This window comes from Xenorhabdus sp. TH1, assembly GCF_037260955.1.
Taxonomy (GTDB): domain Bacteria; phylum Pseudomonadota; class Gammaproteobacteria; order Enterobacterales; family Enterobacteriaceae; genus Xenorhabdus; species Xenorhabdus griffiniae.
Map to the genome: position 1 here is coordinate 2,687,382 of NZ_CP147734.1, position 18,392 is coordinate 2,705,773.

At 42.2% G+C, this 18,392-nt stretch carries 14 protein-coding genes and 5 tRNA genes; 1 reads left to right on the forward strand and 18 read right to left on the reverse strand.

Annotation, left to right across the window (positions count from 1 at the left end):
* Nucleotides 1-292: 292 nt before the first annotated feature.
* From luxS to gpt, 18 genes are all read right to left on the reverse strand, one after another.
* Nucleotides 293-808 (reverse strand): S-ribosylhomocysteine lyase, encoded by a 516-nt coding sequence (luxS, locus tag WDV74_RS11795; RefSeq protein WP_338882982.1) that lies wholly within the window; start codon nt 806-808, stop codon nt 293-295.
* Nucleotides 809-971: 163 nt separating this feature from the next.
* Nucleotides 972-2,531, reverse strand: a complete 1,560-nt coding sequence (gene gshA / locus WDV74_RS11800) for a glutamate--cysteine ligase (RefSeq protein WP_338882983.1) — start codon at nt 2,529-2,531, stop codon at nt 972-974.
* 196 nt (nt 2,532-2,727) lie between these two features.
* A tRNA-Arg gene (locus tag WDV74_RS11805) sits at nt 2,728-2,804 on the reverse strand.
* A gap of 85 nt (nt 2,805-2,889) precedes the next feature.
* Nucleotides 2,890-2,966, reverse strand: a tRNA-Arg gene (locus WDV74_RS11810).
* 85 nt (nt 2,967-3,051) lie between these two features.
* Nucleotides 3,052-3,128, reverse strand: a tRNA-Arg gene (locus tag WDV74_RS11815).
* Nucleotides 3,129-3,209: 81 nt separating this feature from the next.
* Nucleotides 3,210-3,286: transfer RNA gene (locus tag WDV74_RS11820), tRNA-Arg, on the reverse strand.
* Nucleotides 3,287-3,294: 8 nt separating this feature from the next.
* Nucleotides 3,295-3,387, reverse strand: a tRNA-Ser gene (locus WDV74_RS11825).
* A 430-nt stretch (nt 3,388-3,817) separates the two neighbouring features.
* A complete protein-coding gene (gene csrA, locus WDV74_RS11830; RefSeq protein ID WP_010845367.1) occupies nt 3,818-4,003 on the reverse strand; it encodes a carbon storage regulator CsrA in 186 nt (61 codons plus the stop codon).
* A 247-nt stretch (nt 4,004-4,250) separates the two neighbouring features.
* Nucleotides 4,251-6,878 carry an alanine--tRNA ligase gene (alaS, locus tag WDV74_RS11835; RefSeq protein WP_338882985.1) on the reverse strand — a complete coding sequence of 876 codons (2,628 nt, stop codon included), beginning with the start codon at nt 6,876-6,878 and terminating at the stop codon, nt 4,251-4,253.
* Between the two features lie 342 nt (nt 6,879-7,220).
* Nucleotides 7,221-8,297: a recombinase RecA gene (gene recA / locus WDV74_RS11840; RefSeq protein WP_338882986.1), complete on the reverse strand. Its 1,077-nt coding sequence runs from the start codon at nt 8,295-8,297 to the stop codon at nt 7,221-7,223.
* A 103-nt stretch (nt 8,298-8,400) separates the two neighbouring features.
* Nucleotides 8,401-8,904: a nicotinamide-nucleotide amidase gene (gene pncC, locus WDV74_RS11845; RefSeq protein ID WP_338882987.1), complete on the reverse strand. Its 504-nt coding sequence runs from the start codon at nt 8,902-8,904 to the stop codon at nt 8,401-8,403.
* Between the two features lie 116 nt (nt 8,905-9,020).
* Nucleotides 9,021-11,171 carry a bifunctional acyl-ACP--phospholipid O-acyltransferase/long-chain-fatty-acid--ACP ligase gene (aas, locus tag WDV74_RS11850; RefSeq protein WP_338882988.1) on the reverse strand — a complete coding sequence of 717 codons (2,151 nt, stop codon included), beginning with the start codon at nt 11,169-11,171 and terminating at the stop codon, nt 9,021-9,023.
* Between the two features lie 120 nt (nt 11,172-11,291).
* Nucleotides 11,292-11,822, reverse strand: coding sequence for a shikimate kinase AroL (gene aroL / locus WDV74_RS11855; RefSeq protein WP_273558942.1), 531 nt, complete (start codon nt 11,820-11,822; stop codon nt 11,292-11,294).
* Nucleotides 11,823-11,987: 165 nt separating this feature from the next.
* Nucleotides 11,988-13,241, reverse strand: coding sequence for a glutamate-5-semialdehyde dehydrogenase (proA, locus tag WDV74_RS11860; protein WP_338882989.1), 1,254 nt, complete (start codon nt 13,239-13,241; stop codon nt 11,988-11,990).
* A 27-nt stretch (nt 13,242-13,268) separates the two neighbouring features.
* Entirely contained in the window at nt 13,269-14,375 is a 1,107-nt protein-coding gene (gene proB / locus WDV74_RS11865; RefSeq protein WP_273558938.1) for a glutamate 5-kinase, read from the reverse strand.
* 110 nt (nt 14,376-14,485) lie between these two features.
* A complete protein-coding gene (gene crl / locus WDV74_RS11870) occupies nt 14,486-14,887 on the reverse strand; it encodes a sigma factor-binding protein Crl (RefSeq protein WP_273558937.1) in 402 nt (133 codons plus the stop codon).
* A gap of 71 nt (nt 14,888-14,958) precedes the next feature.
* A complete protein-coding gene (gene frsA, locus WDV74_RS11875) occupies nt 14,959-16,206 on the reverse strand; it encodes an esterase FrsA (protein ID WP_273558935.1) in 1,248 nt (415 codons plus the stop codon).
* An 18-nt stretch (nt 16,207-16,224) separates the two neighbouring features.
* A complete protein-coding gene (gene gpt, locus WDV74_RS11880) occupies nt 16,225-16,683 on the reverse strand; it encodes a xanthine phosphoribosyltransferase (RefSeq protein WP_273558934.1) in 459 nt (152 codons plus the stop codon).
* Between the two features lie 247 nt (nt 16,684-16,930).
* Here gpt and pepD point away from each other — a divergent pair, with 247 nt between their 5' ends.
* Entirely contained in the window at nt 16,931-18,391 is a 1,461-nt protein-coding gene (gene pepD, locus WDV74_RS11885) for a beta-Ala-His dipeptidase (protein ID WP_338882990.1), read from the forward strand.
* The last annotated feature ends 1 nt before the right edge of the window (nt 18,392 follow it).

Here is an 18,392-nt window from a genome sequence, read left to right on the forward strand (position 1 = left end):
ACCACCTTTTTAATTTTATCTTCTAATGATTTCTATTAACTATCAGATTGTTAAATTCATAAGGCTCATACCATGATTTAATGCAATAAAGAAACTTCCCTATTATTATAAATCAATACATCATATTCCATTTTTCTATATGTCGATTCTCAAGTAAATTAGAAAAAAAAGAACCATCAATATAGGGCTAGTAAGATAAGCTAGCCCTTCAATAACATAAAGCAAATTTGGCTGCTTAACCGAAAACTCCATAGCCAAATGTCATCGTTGTTGAGATACCATATCTAACAAACTAAACCTGAAGCTCCACTAGTTTTTCTTCAGGCAATGCCAATTCATCGTTATAATTGACACGAACACCAGAATCAAGAATACGCTGAGCAATATCTTGAGCTTCTTTCAATGAGTGCATTTCATATGTACCGCACTGATAAATGTTCAATTCTGGGATCTGGCTCTGATCTTGAACTTTTAGCACGTCTTCCATTGCAGCTTTCCAAGCATCAGCTACTCTCAATTCTTCTGGAACACCGATCAAGCTCATATAAAAACCAGTACGACATCCCATTGGAGAGATATCAATGATTTCAACACCATCACCATTCAAATGATTGCGCATAAAACCCGCAAACAAATGTTCAAGTGTGTGAATACCTCGTTCTGGCATCACTGCATTATTAGGAACACAAAAACGTAAATCAAATACTGTAATAGTATCTCCATGGGGAGTTTTCATTGTCTTTGCAACTCTAACAGCAGGTGCCGCCATACGGGTATGGTCAACTGTAAAACTATCTAATAAAGGCATAATATTACCTCCTAAGGTATCAGATTTTTTACGAAGATTTTTTTAAGATGGATGAAACCTTTTCATTTGTAGCTAGTCATAATATAGGAAGACGCGCAAAATTGTTATCATCCTATTCTCTAAGATATTTTATTTGGCCACCATCGGTGGCCATTTTCTTTTTTTAATACCCCGCATGAAGTTTTAAATACTCTTCAAAACTCATACTATCTTGCTGTTCAAGGCTATGCTGACGTGATACAGAAGCTTCACGCTCAATGGAAAAATTTTCATCATCCAAAATTGAATAATGTTCTTCAACCAATTCACTATGATACTGCTCTGCCAGTTCTAACCCAAATCCAACTATCCCCTGAGATTTCATCTTGTTCAGGACTCGTGCTGAAAACGTTAGCGATGGATCTTCAAACATATTAACCAATTCTTTACAAACTGATTGATATTGGGTTCCTGAACAGGCATCCAAGACTTCAGCAACTCGCTCTAAATCCCTGAATAATTCCTGCCCTACGATCTTAAATGGCTGTTGCTCAATTCCATAACCAAGGTTAATAGACAACCCTGGCTTGCGTCCTTCTAAGATAATTTTATTCCAGTTTCCACGACAACATGCAAGCTCCTCATTTCCCATTTCAGGAGCATCAGCCAAAGCACACCATATCAAAAATAAGTCAAGAAAACGAATTTGCGTCTCATCAACGCCAATAGAGGAAAAAGGATTAATATCTAAAGAACGCACTTCAATATATTCTATACCACCTCTCAATAAAGCGTCTGAAGGTGATTCTCCTTCTTTCGTAACTCGTTTTGGACGTATCGGTGCATACAGCTCATTTTCAATTTGAAGAACATTAGTGTTGAGCTGTAAATATTTATCTCCTTTTTTGATACCGATTGCCGCAAATTCTTTAGATGGCTTATGAATTGCTTTCTTGAGACCTTCTACATAAGTATGAAGATTATTAAAAGTAATATTCAGATCACTTTGCGATTTGTTGGTATACCCCAGATCACTCATCCTCAACGAAGTCGCATAAGGCAGATAACAAGTCCCTACCTCTGTTTTTTCAAAAGATAATGCTGTATTTCGTCCACGTAAGAACGAAGAACAAATTGCCGGTGATGCACCAAATAAATAAGGGATTACCCAGCCAAAGCGGTAATAATTACGGATCAAACGCAGGTAACCATCTGAAATCAGATCTTTTCCTGTTTCGGCATCTTTAATACCTAACCATGCCTGCCAAAAACTCATTGGTAGAGAAAAATTATAATGCACACCAGAAATTGTTTGCATTAGAGCGCCATAACGGCTCTTTAATCCTTCACGGTACAAGGTCTTAAAGCGGCCCAAGTTAGATGTACCATATTGAGCCAAAGTGATATTTTCTTCTTCCTCGATAAAACATGGCATACTTAAAGGCCACATCTTTTCATTACTCAGATTCCGGGCGGTATAGATATGCAAATCTTTAAGGAAAGCAATGGTTCTATCTAAATTGCTATCAACAGGGGTAATAAACTCCAATAAAGATTCAGCAAAATCAGTTGTAATCCATTTATGCGTTAAAGAAGCACCAAGTGATTTTGGATGCTCTGACTTAGCTAAATGACCGTCTGGAGTAACACGCAATGTTTCACGTTCAATACCACGACAAATACCATTTAATACAGTAGGGTTTGACTCTAACCATGACAATGCTTTTGATACGTCCGGGATCAATTTGTCCTCCCGTGGAATTTAAAAGATTATTACTAAGAGGTTACTTTATCTGAAACAAGTCAAGTTGTCGCTGATTACATAGGGGTGACAATACACCACAGACCAAATAATAAACAGGATTAATGAAACGAATGTTATATTCAAATAGAAATAAAAAAAGAAAACCCCTGCCTTTATTAAGGCAGGGGTTTTAATCTGGTGCATCCAGGAGGATTCGAACCTCCGACCGCTCGGTTCGTAGCCGAGTACTCTATCCAGCTGAGCTATGGATGCATTGTCGATTTTCTATTTCTGTTCAGGTGCTATTGATTACCTGGCTAGATATAATTGGGATACTCAAAAATTCGGATATCTAAAATGGTGCATCCAGGAGGATTCGAACCTCCGACCGCTCGGTTCGTAGCCGAGTACTCTATCCAGCTGAGCTATGGATGCATTGTCGATTTTCTATTTCTGTCCAGGTGCTATTGATTACCTGACTAGATATAATTGGGATACCCAAAAATTCGGATATCTAAAATGGTGCATCCAGGAGGATTCGAACCTCCGACCGCTCGGTTCGTAGCCGAGTACTCTATCCAGCTGAGCTATGGATGCATTGTCGGTTTTCTATTTCTGCTCAGGCGCTAATGATTGCCTGACTAGAATTGAGATACCTAAAAAATCGCGGTATTTAAATGGTGCATCCAGGAGGATTCGAACCTCCGACCGCTCGGTTCGTAGCCGAGTACTCTATCCAGCTGAGCTATGGATGCATATTAAATGGCGGTGAGGGAGGGATTCGAACCCTCGATGCAGCTCTTAACCACATACTCCCTTAGCAGGGGAGCGCCTTCAGCCTCTCGGCCACCTCACCATTTTTAAAACCTGCGACTTAGAATTTTTACTTCCGGTATTCACTCAGAAGCTTTTCTTCAAGCTCTTCGTCGCTGCGATGGCGCACATATTACTTTCCCTGTCTGATAAGTCAAACAATTTTTCGCAACTTTTTTCCGTTTGAATATTTAACACGCAAAATGCTGGGTTTAACATCTAACAGACTGTTTTATCAGCAGTGAAATTATCTAATAACTGTCAAAAATTACGAAAATGATTATTCATCTCTATGACCTTATGAATGAGGCTTTTTCAACAGATAGAAAATAAAAAAACATGAGAGAATAGAATCAAGGTATTGAAAAAGGATGAACAGAGTAAAGTTACAAAACAGAAAAGTGGAAAGAGACGGAGAAAAGGAAGTAAAGTAGCGCCCATGTCTTAAAAAAAGCGTGGACGCCATTCTTGAATTAAAAAGTTGTAGGCTGAGATTTCTCTGCCTGAATCCGTTGATAAATCTCTTCACGGTGAACAGAAACTTCCTTGGGTGCATTTACACCAATGCGAACTTGGTTGCCTTTAACTCCCAGTACTGTGACTGTTACCTCATCGCCTATCATGAGCGTTTCACCAACTCGACGAGTCAGAATAAGCATTCTTTGCTCCTTGAAAATTTAAAAGAGTCGGGTCTCTAGGTTTCCCCGCTATTATCCATCAAACACCGTGAAAACGTAAAGCAATGATATCTACTTAAAGTATAAGCAGTTTTGAACACATTTCCTATATCTATAGGATAGCTAAAATATAAGTATGTGCCCAACATTTCAACAATTTCACAACAAAAAACATCCGGCACTATAAAAAAACGCTTTCATAGTGCCGCTGCTGTCACAGCAATACCAACTATAACCGCAATGTTACCCACTCTTCTACACTAGCTAACGCGGAAGGAAGAGCTGCGATATCAGTCCCGCCAGCCTGAGCCAAATCAGGACGTCCTCCTCCTTTACCTCCAACCTGTTGGGCAACAAAAGAGATTAAATCGCCTGCTTTTATTTTAGCAGTCAAATCCTTCGTTATACCAACAGTTAGACTGACTTTATCACCAGTCACCGTAGAAAGCACAATAATTGCTGATCCTAACTGATTTTTTAAATCATCAACCATTGTTCTGAGCATTTTTGGTTCTATATCACCTAATTGTGTCACCAGTAGACGAACACCTTGGATTTCTTTGGCTTGACTCGCCAAAGAGGAACTTTCCTGAGCTACTTGCTGAGATTTCAACTGTTGCAACTCTTTTTCCAATTGTTTCGCTCTGTCCAGTGCCGTTTTCACTTTCTCATTTAGGCTACTGATATCAGCTTTCACCAGATGAGCAATATCTTGCAGTAAATCAGCCTGTTGATGGATAGAATTTAACGCAGTTTGCCCCGTAATAGCTTCAATACGGCGAATACCGGCTGCTGTACCTGATTCACTGGATATACGGAACACCCCTATATCACCGGTGCGACTCGCATGAGTACCACCACATAGTTCGGTAGAAAAACCGCCCATGCTAAGCACACGCACCTTTTCTTCATACTTTTCACCAAACAATGCCATAGCACCTTTGGCTTTTGCTTCTTCCAACTCCATTAATTCTGTAACAATAGGTGAATTTTTGCGAATTTCTTCATTCACCAAATTTTCGACTTGACGGATCTGTTCTGGCTTCATGGCTTCAAAATGAGAGAAGTCAAAACGCAGATACTTATCATTTACCAAAGAGCCTTTTTGGGCAACGTGTTCTCCCAAAATTTGACGTAATGCTGCATGTAATAAGTGGGTCGCTGAGTGATTCAAACGAATAGCGTCTCTGCGTACCACATCAATTTCAGCATTAACTGTATGATTAACGCTTAAACTACCACTTTTCAATTTACCAATGTGGCCAATTGCCTGAGCATATTTTTGTGTATCGACGACGTCGAATACACCAGTATCGTTCGACAATTTACCCGTATCACCGACCTGTCCACCAGACTCAGCGTAAAAAGCGGTCTTATCAAGTATAACGAGCGCTTCTTCACCGGCATGAATTTGCTCAACAGCTTGGCCATTGCGGAAAATAGCGATAACAGAAGATTGCTGTGAATTATGTTCATAACCGCAAAAATCACTGCGTCCATCAACCTTGATAAGCTCATTGTAATCTGCACCAAAACCACTGGATTCACGAGCACGACGACGCTGGTTCTCCATTGCTGTATCAAAACCAGTTTCATCAACTTTGATATTACGTTCACGACAAACATCTGCAGTCAGATCAACAGGGAAACCATAGGTATCATACAAGCGGAAAACGGTTTCACCGTCGAGCGTATCACCAGATAATTTAGCCAGCTCTTCATCCAGCAACTGCAAACCACGTTCCAAAGTACGGGCAAACTGTTCTTCTTCGGTTTTTAATACCTGCTCAACCAAAGTCTGCTGCTGTTTCAGCTCTTCACCGGCTGCTCCCATAAATTTAATCAATGGTGCAACGAGCTTGTAGAAAAAGGCTTCTCTTGCCCCCAACATGTTACCATGACGAACAGCACGGCGAATGATACGACGAAGCACATAGCCGCGGTTTTCATTGGATGGAATAACCCCATCGCAAATCAGGAACGCACATGCACGGATATGGTCTGCAACAACACGCAGAGATTTATTGGTAAGATCTGTCGCTCCTGTCACTTCTGCAACCGAAGCAATTAAACTCTGGAATAGATCAATCTCGTAGTTTGAGTTGACATGTTGCAAGACGGCGGTGATACGCTCCAACCCCATGCCGGTATCAACGGAAGGTTTTGGCAACGGCTCCATAGTACCATCGGCATGACGGTTGAATTGCATGAAAACGATGTTCCAAATTTCAATATATCTGTCACCGTCTTCTTCTGGGCTGCCTGGAGGACCTCCCCAAATATGTTCACCGTGGTCGTAGAAAATTTCCGTACAAGGACCACATGGGCCAGTATCCCCCATTTGCCAGAAATTATCTGACGCATATGGAGCACCTTTGTTATCACCTATACGGATGATTCTTTCTGCTGGAACACCGACTTCTTTATGCCAAATGTCATAAGCTTCATCGTCTGTCTCATAGACAGTAACCCACAGTTTTTCTTTTGGCAGGTTAAACCACTTTTCGCTGGTCAGTAACTCCCATGCGTATTTAATTGCATCTTGTTTAAAATAATCGCCAAAACTGAAGTTGCCCAACATTTCGAAGAAAGTGTGGTGACGAGCTGTATAACCCACATTTTCTAGATCGTTATGTTTACCACCAGCACGAACACAGCGCTGAGCCGTTGTTGCTCTAGAATAAGGTCTATTATCCAATCCTAAAAAGACATCTTTAAACTGGTTCATCCCTGCGTTGGTGAACAACAATGTTGGATCATTGGTTGGCACCAACGAGCTGCTTGGCACTATCTGGTGCCCTTTAGTATGAAAAAAGTCAAGAAACGCTTGACGGATCTCAGCGGTGCTTTTGCTCATAATTGTCCCGAAATCAAGCTGAAAAAACAGATCTATGAATGGTTGAGGTGGTATATCGCGTCACCATTTCAACTCACGAATAAATTAAAGTAGGGTTAAGATAGAATGTCTTCCATAAGAAGTAAAATCCCATATAAATCCATTCGCCATCGAGCATTGTAATTCGTCTAAAGATTTTCTGAAAGCCTGTTCGTTACACCTGTTTCAATACGCCTATTTCAAGGATGTTTATTTCCTCCAGAGAAACAGGTATAAAAATAAAAACCACACCCGATATGGATGTGGTTTTTTAAAAGCCAAATTAGCTCTATATTATGACTGAATTGGAAGGCAAATGAGTAATTAAAACTCTTCGGGATTCACTTCTTCGCCGTTGTCTTCATAATCTGTCACGTAATCCGTAGCTGCACTATTGAACTCACCTGTATTATTCAACAGTAAATCGCGCAATTTCTTATCCAATTCGGATGCAATTTCTGGATGCTCTTTCAGATACATAGTGGCATTGGCTTTACCTTGTCCAATTTTTTCACCATTGTAGCTATACCATGCACCTGCTTTTTCTACCATTTTGTGTTTAACACCCAGATCAACCAACTCGCCAAAAGTATTAATGCCTTCACCATAGAGAATTTGGAATTCGGCCTGTTTAAATGGCGCAGCAACCTTGTTCTTGACCACTTTCACACGTGTTTCGCTACCAACCACTTCGTCGCCATTTTTCACCGAACCAGTACGGCGAATATCCAAACGGACAGATGCGTAGAACTTCAGCGCATTACCACCTGTAGTCGTTTCAGGGTTACCAAACATCACACCAATTTTCATGCGGATCTGGTTGATAAAAATCAACAGAGTATTCGAGTTTTTCAAATTCCCCGCTAACTTACGCATCGCTTGGCTCATCATACGTGCAGCCAGACCCATATGAGAATCGCCGATTTCGCCTTCAATTTCTGCTTTTGGTGTTAACGCTGCAACAGAGTCAACAATAATCACATCAACAGCACCAGAACGTGATAAAGCATCACAAATTTCCAATGCCTGTTCGCCAGTATCAGGCTGAGAACATAACAGGTTATCAATATCTACACCCAGTTTTTTCGCATAAACTGGGTCAAGAGCATGTTCGGCATCAATAAAAGCACAAGTTCTGCCTTCGCGCTGGGCAGCGGCAATGACTTGCAGTGTCAGCGTTGTCTTACCAGAAGATTCTGGCCCATAGATTTCAACAATACGGCCCATCGGCAAACCACCCGCACCCAATGCAATATCCAGTGACAGGGAGCCAGTAGAAATAGTTTCCACATCCATTGAGCGGTTTTCACCCAAACGCATGATGGAGCCTTTACCAAACTGTTTCTCAATTTGGCCCAGCGCTGCTGCTAGTGCTTTTTGTTTGTTTTCATCGTTAGCCATATTTACTCCTTCGCAAGCAATGAAGGGGCTGCCTCACTGCTGATAAACTGTTTCTGATACCAAAGTGCTGTATGATTATACAGTATAATCATACAGCATCAAGCTAATTTTTTATGACTTCATCCAATAAGGTTTTTAAAGAAAAAATGACGGCTTGTAGACGCACTGCATTACGATCACCCGAAAAATGCTGGCGATATACTACAGTCTGAATGTTTTTGTTAACGTAAAAAGCAAACCCAAACCAAACTGTGCCGGTTGGTTTTTCCTCACTGCCCCCTTCTGGCCCAGCAATACCGCTGACTGCAACAGAAATATCTGCCTTAGCAACAGCCAATGCTCCTGTCGCCATCTCTCTTACGACCTGCTCACTGACCGCACCAAATTGCGCCAATGACTCTGGCAAGACGCCCAGCATTTCATGTTTAGCATCATTACTATAAGTCACGAAACCACGATTGAAATAGGCTGAACTTCCCGCGATATCTGTAATCACTTTAGCTATCCACCCCCCTGTGCAAGATTCTGCACAGGTCACGGATAATTTTTTACGTATTAATCTCTTGCCAAGTTCAATACTAAGCTGATTCAGGAATTTTTCATCCATAACAGGCCTTCAATTCTATAAGAAATTAATTTTTCCGAAGTAGATCCCAAATCCATAGCCCGTAATTGCCAAAGAGAGTGAGTAACGATTGTCTTTCCACTGTGATATCCATTTCCTTACTCTTGTTCGGCCATTTCTCTTAGGATGACAAAATCCGGTTTACCACTACCGAGCAAAGGAAATTGCTTCACATAACGAATATCTCGTGGAACCGACAACTCAGGCATACCCATTTCACGTGCCACTCCTAGCATTCTGTTTCTATTTAGATTCGCATCTGTAGTGAACAATACCAGTGCTTCACCTTTGCTTCGATCACTTCTGGTTATAGCCGCATGTAGCCCATCAGTAGAAACATGAGAAGCGATTTGTTCTACCGCGTCGAGAGAAACCATTTCCCCTGCAAGTTTGGCAAATCGTTTCACACGTCCTTTGATCGTACAGAAACCCTCTTCATCAATAGAAACAATATCTCCGGTATCATACCAACCAATTTGATTATTTCCTTCTGAGTCTTTCGCAGCGGGTGGCTCTAAACGCTCAGGCGCTTCAACTCGCAGATATCCTTTCATAACATTTGGCCCGCGTAGCTGTAACCGCCCCCCTCTCTCAATACCCTGTATAGGCAGCAAGCGCGCTTCCATACCTGGTAAAATCCGCCCAACTGTTCCTGTTTTTGCCGCCATCGGTACATTGATTGCGACTATCGATGCACATTCCGTTATCCCATAACCTTCTAAGATACGGATACCAAATTTATTTTGCCAAATTCGCTTCGTGTTTTCTGACAGTTTTTCCCCCCCAGCCACGACATAACGCAGACGGGCAAAATCATAAGGGTGGGCAAAACGAGCATAATTCCCCAAGAAAGTTGACGTTGCGAACAACACAGTACAATTTTGATCATAGACCAATTCAGGCACAACACGATAGTGCAAAGGGTTTGGATAAAGGAATACCCGACTACCTGTCATTAATGGAGTAAATAGACCCATTGTTAGACCAAAAGCATGGAATAGAGGTAAAGAAGACATAAAACGATCTAGTGGAGTAAAATCAGCGATTGTTTTTATCTGCTCAACGTTTGCCAACAAACTGGTATGACTATGAACAACGCCTTTGGGTACACCTTCTGAGCCTGACGTAAACAGGATCAATGCATCATCATCCGGTTTTTGCGCAGCCAAAATAGCTTTGGAAGGGAAAATCAAATACCACAATATCCAAAACTTATCTTCCGGCGTGAGCATGCCCTTTAAATCTTCGAGATATACCCAATTAGCTTCGGTTACTTGTTCTGGTAGATGAGCTAACTGCTCGTTTTCCAGGAATTGGCGGGAGGTTACAATAGTTTTAATGGATGCCGCTTGCATAGCAAGTTTAATGCCACGGCTTCCTGCCATATAATTCAAAAGGGCTGGCACCCGTCCTTTTAACGAAGCACCATATACGGCAGCTGCCATCACAGTTGCATTTGGAAACAGCAGACCAATTCGCTCACCTTCTTGTGTAAAGTGTTCTAAGCTCCGACTGATAGTCAATATTTTTTTCAGTAATGAATGATAGCTATCTTCTTTAAAGTTCACATCTTCAATACAGGGCTTAAAACGGCCAAAACGTTTTTGCGCAGTAAGGTAAGCATTGAATAACGTCTCCTTTGGGCGCGTCTGCATTCTCACTTCCATCATAATGGCATGGAGGTGTTCTCCTACCAAACGACGACATGTTGCTGAATCGGGTGCATCAGGCATTGGCAGGTCAATGGCAGGTAAAATCTTGAGAGTGATTTTCGGGAACCAATGCAATTTCATAATTCCTTTTAACCGACCAAAAACCGTTTGCTCTGCACCATCAATTCGGATTGGTATTACTTTCGCACCTGATTTTGCGGCAATAAAAGCGGCACCATCATAAATTTTCATAAGGGAGCCTGTTACAGTGATCCTTCCTTCAGGAAAAATCACAATCGGACGCCCTTTGTCCACTTCTTTAACCAATGTCCTAACTGCCATTGAGTTAGTAGGATCTAAAGGTACAATATCTGCATAAGGCTTGATAAATTTGAAAAAACTGCGGGTTGCAATATTAGAATAAATAGCAAATACAGGCTTTATTGGCAGGAATAACCCAATTAACAGACCATCCAGAAACGAAATATGGTTGGGAGTAATAATGCATTTAGGGTATTGTTGTAACTGTTTGGTATCACCTTCGATTGTAATCCTAAAGAGTACACGAACAAGTAACCGAATAAAATTTAAGAGCATGTCCATATCTCAAATATAATTAATAAAATTAAAGTGAGTAAATAGGGTGATACTATAAGTTATACGGGCAATTTGTTATATAAGGCTTCCCTAAAAAATACACTTAAATGCCTTTATCCATCAAATTAATTTATTTTTCTGGTTTAGAATGTAAGACTTAATGTGAGATACGATCTCTTCTGTTGCAAGATTGGCATCGACAATAAAATGGGCACACTCCTGGTATAATGGCTCTCTTTCAACCAATATTCCTTCCATTTCTTCTATGATAGATTTCCCTGTTAGACTAGGACGTTGCGTATTTTCTGGATTGAGAGATAATCGATTACTCAAAACGCTTGCCGTTGCCTGTAAATAAATAACAATACCATTGTGTTGCATATATTGGCGATTCTCAAGCGACAACACCATTCCGCCACCTGTTGAAATGACATGTTCATTCTGGCTAACCGTTTTCAACGTTTGGCTTTCTAATTTTCTAAAATGTTCCCAGCCATATTGTTCAACAAGATCGGCTATCGTCATTTTATTCATGGTCTGAATACTTTCATCGGTGTCAATAAATTTATACGACAGCGCATCAGACAGTAACTTACCTATTGTTGTCTTTCCTGCACCCCGTGCACCTACGATGAATAGCGTTTTTTTCATTTCATTGTTTCCCCGAAGAGTCTATAAAATTAAACCTAAACATAACGTTTAGAAACCAAACGATTACACTATGTAAAAAAGCATTTTTAATGGTTCAAAAAGTCACACTTAGAATTAAGTGTGACCCAACATAGTTCAATAAAGTCTAATCAAAATAAGAGATGGTCAACTCCGCGGTAAATAATCACCATAACCAATCCACTTATATGTTGTCAGTGCATCAAGCCCCATTGGGCCACGGGAGTGTAATTTCTGGGTACTGACAGCCACTTCCGCTCCCAAACCAAATTGTCCACCATCAGTAAAACGCGTGCTGGCATTCACATATACCGCAGCTGAATCCACATGGCGCACAAAGTACTCAGCCTGTTGCAAAGATTCCGTCAATATCGCATCGGAATGGGATGTACCATAAGTACGAATATGCTCAATAGCCAGATCGATATCGCTGACAATATCCACATTCATATCTAAAGATAACCATTCATCACAGTAATCTTCCTCTGCCACTTCAACGACAGTTGCAGGGCCATCTTTCAGCAATGTCATCGCTGATTTGCTGGCGTGTAATGTCACACCCTGCTCCTTCATTCTGATACTCAAAACTGGCAAGAAATCGGCTGCTATTTTTTCATGCACCAATAATGTTTCCAGTGAATTACAAGCGCTTGGACGCTGGACTTTCGCATTAGTAATGATTTCCAACGCTTTTTCGATATTGATGGTTTCATCCACAAATGTATGACAAACACCAATACCGCCAGTAATTACAGGGATTGTCGATTGTTCCCGGCACAATTTATGTAACCCCGCACCGCCTCTTGGGATCAGCATATCGACATAACGATCCATTTTCAGCAATTCAGCCACCAACTCACGATCAGGTTTATTGATAGCCTGAACCGCGGCCGCCGGCAATCCACTTTGTTCCAATGCCTGCTGGATAACCTTAACCATCGCTTGATTAGTGTGGTGAGTCTCTTTACCCCCACGTAATATCACTGCATTACCGGTTTTCAGACATAACGATGCCACATCAATAGTGACATTGGGCCGGGCTTCATATATCACGCCAATCACACCCAACGGAACTCGGCGACGGCTCAATTGCAATCCATTATCCAATAATTGCCCGTCAATAACTTGCCCGACAGGATCAGCCAAACGGCAGACTTGGCGCACATCATTGGCAATGGCATTCAGCCGCTCAGGTGTCAGTAATAACCGGTCGAGTAGTGCTTCGCTCATCCCCTGTTCACGAGCTTGCTTCATATCTTGCTGGTTAGCAGCAAGAATCATTTCAATCTCCGTCTCCAACAAATCAGCAATGTGATTTAACGCTTGGTTTTTCTGACTGGTACTCAATTGCGCCAATTGCCACGATGCGGCTTTGGCTGCTTTTCCCATCTGCTCTAGCATGGTGAAGTCCTTAACTCACGCAATTCATTAAATTACAATCAAATCGTCACGGTGAACCGCAACAGCGCCATATTCATAACCCAATATCTGGCTAATTTGCTGTGAATGATGGCCAGCTATCAGGCGTAGTGCATCACTATTGTAACGGCACACGCCATGGGCCAAATCTTTACCCGATAAGCTACGGATACAAATGACTTCACCGCGGGAAAAATCACCTTTAACGTTTTTGATCCCTTTTGGTAGCAACGAACTACCTTTCCCTATAATCGCCGCTTCTGCACCATGATCGACAATAATTTCCCCTGCCGGAGGTGCCCCAAAAATCCAACGTTTACGGTTTTCCATTGGGCTAGCCAGGCCATGAAAACGTGTTCCAACCGATTTCCCTGAGATTACATCAGCAATCACATCCGGCCTATTACCCGCGGCAATAATGACATCAATGCCAGCACGTCCAGCTACACCTGCCGCCTGAAGTTTTGTTGCCATTCCCCCCGTGCCTAACCCCGAAACGCTGTCCCCTGCCATCATTTTCAGTTCATCACTAATGTCATACACTTCAGGGATCAAGGTTGCATCAGGGTTACTACGAGGATCTGCGGTATAAAGCCCTGCTATATCTGTCAGAAGCAACAGCTTATCTGCACTTCCCAAAATAGCAGCCAGTGCAGAAAGGTTATCATTGTCACCCACTTTAATCTCTGCTGTCGCAACAGCATCATTTTCATTAATAATGGGAACGATGTGATTATCAAGCAAAGCCTGAAGGGTATCCCTTGCGTTTAAGAAGCGCTCACGATCTTCCAAATCTGCACGGGTCAAGAGCATTTGCCCGACGTGAATACCATAAATAGAGAAAAGCTGTTCCCACAATTGGATCAGGCGACTTTGCCCAACAGCTGCCAGCAATTGTTTTGAAGCAATAGTTGCTGGAAGATCAGGATATCCTAAATGTTCACGTCCAGCGGCAATCGCACCAGAAGTCACAATGATAATGCGGTGACCTTTTTCATGCTGTTTAGCACATTGACGAACCAGTTCCACAATATGGGCACGATTCAAACGACGAGAGCCACCGGTCAATACACTCGTCCCCAGTTTCACAACCAATGTTTGGCTGCCATTCATCATATTTCTGCCATTACAGTTAATTTGAAAAAACAGTGCTCAGTTTTAACAGGAGAGAGGCGTTATGCCAACTGACATAACGCAAAATTTAGCAAAAGCAGGTTAAAAACAAATTACGCTATCAATTGCGTCTGCAGGGTGACGGTGTTTTCAGATGGGATCAATGTGAGTTTGAGCGTTTCACAAGAATCAACCAGACGTTTGTGAAATGCCTGTAGCATTGATTCAAGGTACTCAAGATCGGCTTTTTTTTTGATCTTCATGACACGCCATTCACCCTGTTTATCGAATAAGCCTATCTGATAGTTATAAACAAAACCTTGATCCTGCTCTTCTAACTCTAACCACCATCCCCAAAATTCACGTTTTTCTGGCGCTACTTTGGCACTGACACAAACAGCTAAACAGTCAAAGAAAAAATAACCATTTTGGCACTTTAATTCACGTACATACGGCCCTAATGCAGAAAAGCGCTTTAACAACCTATTTTTAGAATAACTGACAGGTAAAGTCATACAAAGGTCTCCTTATATACAGAATACCTTTGTATCAAACGATTAAAAAATATCAAGTGATAAATTTAATTTTATAAAACTTTATCTTTCAACCATACACTTATCTCGTGTAATGCCTTATTGAAACCACTATAAACTGAGGTTGCAGGAATAGCTCGTACTAAACCTTCCATTGATGACATCGCAATCAACGTTGAGTCTTTCCTTGGGCTGAAAATATCATCTTCCCAATACACTGAAAACATGGGCACAGTACAACGACGGCCCAATAGCCCTTGATTCTTCAACGAATAACACGCTAATTCTGAACGTAATCTCTTTTCATCAACGTGATAAATACCTAAACGACTAGCCAAGACGTCAATATACATTGACGGGATTTTCTGCTGTAATTTTTCATCATGCAGTAATTCATGCACAATCGGGCCTACCACCGATACGCCTTTAATCAGTTTCGGTTCCAGATAAGCAAGCCGAACAGCGATATTCGCCCCAAAACGAAAACCAAATACGCCTACACGGGTATGATCAATCCATGGCACGCTATCTAGCTGTTGTAAAACTTGTTGATGAAGTACGCAGGTATCCTGCGTTAACGTAAATTTAGCGGAATAACCAACAGAAGGCATATCCAGTGTTAACATGGCAAAGCCAAGAGGCGATAAGTATTCACGAAACAACCGCCAGCAATCACTCTGGACATTATCAAGGCTGGCACAAACTAATATCGTCGGACAAGGTCCTGGTACATGGGAAGGCAGGTGTAATAACCCGGTAACGCTTTTGCCCCCTTCCAACTGAAATTCCAGCTTTTTTAATTCGTAGTCAGAAAAACGCGCCGCGTTTTCATAGGCTTTATTAGCCAACACAATGGCCTGATCGGCCAGTTCATCACCGCGCAAATGAGGATAAGCTGCAATACTATATAGCGTTGCAGCCTTTAACCAACATGACCCGGCTTTTTCCGTATCTTCAGTATGCAACGCTTCCTGTTGCCAGTACATTGCCTGCTGAGACCACTCAAATGCCCAGTTTCCTTTACGATAGCCGACCACAGTATCCAACAAATGTTCAGTACTGCGTTCGGCATCCGTCACGGCAATCCGGCTGAGGACATCTTGAATTTCTAGCGGATTTACCCCCCTCCAGATCCAAGCGAGCCAATTAATCATACGATACCACCGCTCGCGGCGCTCCCCACCAAGCATACTATCACTGGTAGTTACGGACTGTGGGCGAGTATATTTTACCAGTGTAGAGGTCTCCCGATGTTTAAACCGAGGCTTAAACAGCGATTCTGAAAGGTTTTGTTTCGTCATGGCAAAAGAAAAATCTTACTACTTTTCACAAACGGGTGGAACGAACACGACTCCCATATCCCAAGGCTGCTCAATCCATGTGTTTTGGGGAATGTCAATAACATAATCATCCACAAGAGGGCGTCCGGCGGGTTTGGCAAAAATCGTTACAAAATGCGCTTTCGGATACATGTCACGGATTGCCTGGGCTGTACCCCCAGTATCAACCAGATCATCAACAACAATGAACCCTTCACCGTCACCTTCCGCTTTTTTTAATACTTTCAACTCGCGCTGGTTATCGTGATCATAGCTGGAAATACAAACCGTATCGACATGGCGAATTCCCAACTCACGAGCCAGTAACGCTCCCGGAACCAGACCACCACGGCTAACGGCAATAATGCCTTTCCACTGTTCTACGGGAAGTAAACGTTGCGCCAATTGACGGGCATGCATTTGCAACATATCCCACGTTACAACATATTTTTCACTCATAAAATTACATCCTGGAAACTAAAGAATATTTCAGAAAAGCGTTTTTTGCGGAAAAAAGGTTGCGCGAGATTATAGTGATTTGAACCAACAAAAACCAGTAAAAACAGGGTAAGCCCTCATTCTCACAGCCCATTGCTGACAATAAAATGATATTCTCAAGCCTAGGGTCAATGCAGATGATAAAAACTCCCTGATGCACCAAACATTACCATTTCTCTCACCAAGATTCAGTTATAGGAGATTCGCCGTGTCCGAATTATCAACGCTATCCCCACAACCCTTATGGGATATTTTTGCCCAGATCTGTTCCATTCCTCACCCCTCTTATCATGAAGAAGCTCTCGCATCCCATATTATTGCGTGGGCAAAAAGCAAAAGATTCCATGTAGAGCGGGATGAAGTGGGTAATATTTTGATCAGAAAGCCAGCGTCAAAAGGTATGGAAAATCGCAAGGCGGTTGTCCTTCAAGCACACCTTGATATGGTTCCACAGAAAAATAACGATACTCAACACGATTTCACAAAAGATCCTATTCGCCCTTATATCGATGGTGACTGGGTTACGGCTGATGGTACAACTTTAGGCGCAGATAACGGTATTGGTATGGCTTCTGCTCTGGCCGTTTTGGCGGACGAATCCGTTAAACATGGACCATTGGAAGTTTTGCTGACCATGACCGAAGAGGCCGGCATGGATGGTGCATTCGGCCTGAAATCTGGCTGGCTGCAAGCTGACGTTCTGATCAATACAGATTCAGAAGAAGAAGGCGAAATCTACATGGGTTGTGCAGGCGGCATTGATTTTTTCACAACCTTACACCTGTCCCGTGAAGCGCTGCCAGCTAACTATAAGACACTACAATTGACGATTAAGGGATTAAAAGGCGGTCACTCTGGCGGTGATATTCATCTGGGGTTGGGTAACGCCAACAAATTACTGGCTCGTTTCCTGGCCACGTATTCCGACGAGTTGGAACTGAAATTAATTCATCTGCAAGGTGGAACCCTGCGCAATGCTATTCCTCGTGAAGGTTCTACCGTGATTGCGGTTCCTGCTGACAAAGTTGAAAAACTCCATCAATTGAAAGATAACTATCTGGAGACATTGAAAAACGAATATTCTGTCGTTGAAAACAATCTCACTCTCTTGTTGGATGAAACCAAAGCATCATCACACGCATTAACCACGGATTGCCAGACACGCTTCATATCCATGCTCAATAGTATGCCGAATGGTGTTATTCGTATGAGCGATGTTGCCAAAGGTGTGGTAGAAACTTCGCTAAACGTAGGCGTTATAACCATGGACGAAGAGAAAGCCGAGGTTATTTGCCTGATCCGTTCACTTATCGAAAGTGGCAAGGTTTATGTTGTTGAAATGCTGCATTCTCTGGCAAAACTGTCTGGAGCCGAAACCGTAGCAAGTGGCAGCTATCCGGGCTGGCAACCTGACGCCAATTCGCCCATCATGCATTTGGTGCGTGAAACTTATCACCAACTCTTCGATAAGACACCGAATATCATGGTGATCCACGCGGGTTTGGAGTGTGGCCTGTTCAAAAAACCGTATCCTGATATGGACATGGTTTCTATTGGACCAACTATTCGGGGTGCTCACTCCCCTGATGAGAAAGTACACATTAAGAGTGTCGGTCAATATTGGCAGCTACTCACCGCAATTCTCAAGGCTATTCCGGCTAAAGAATAAT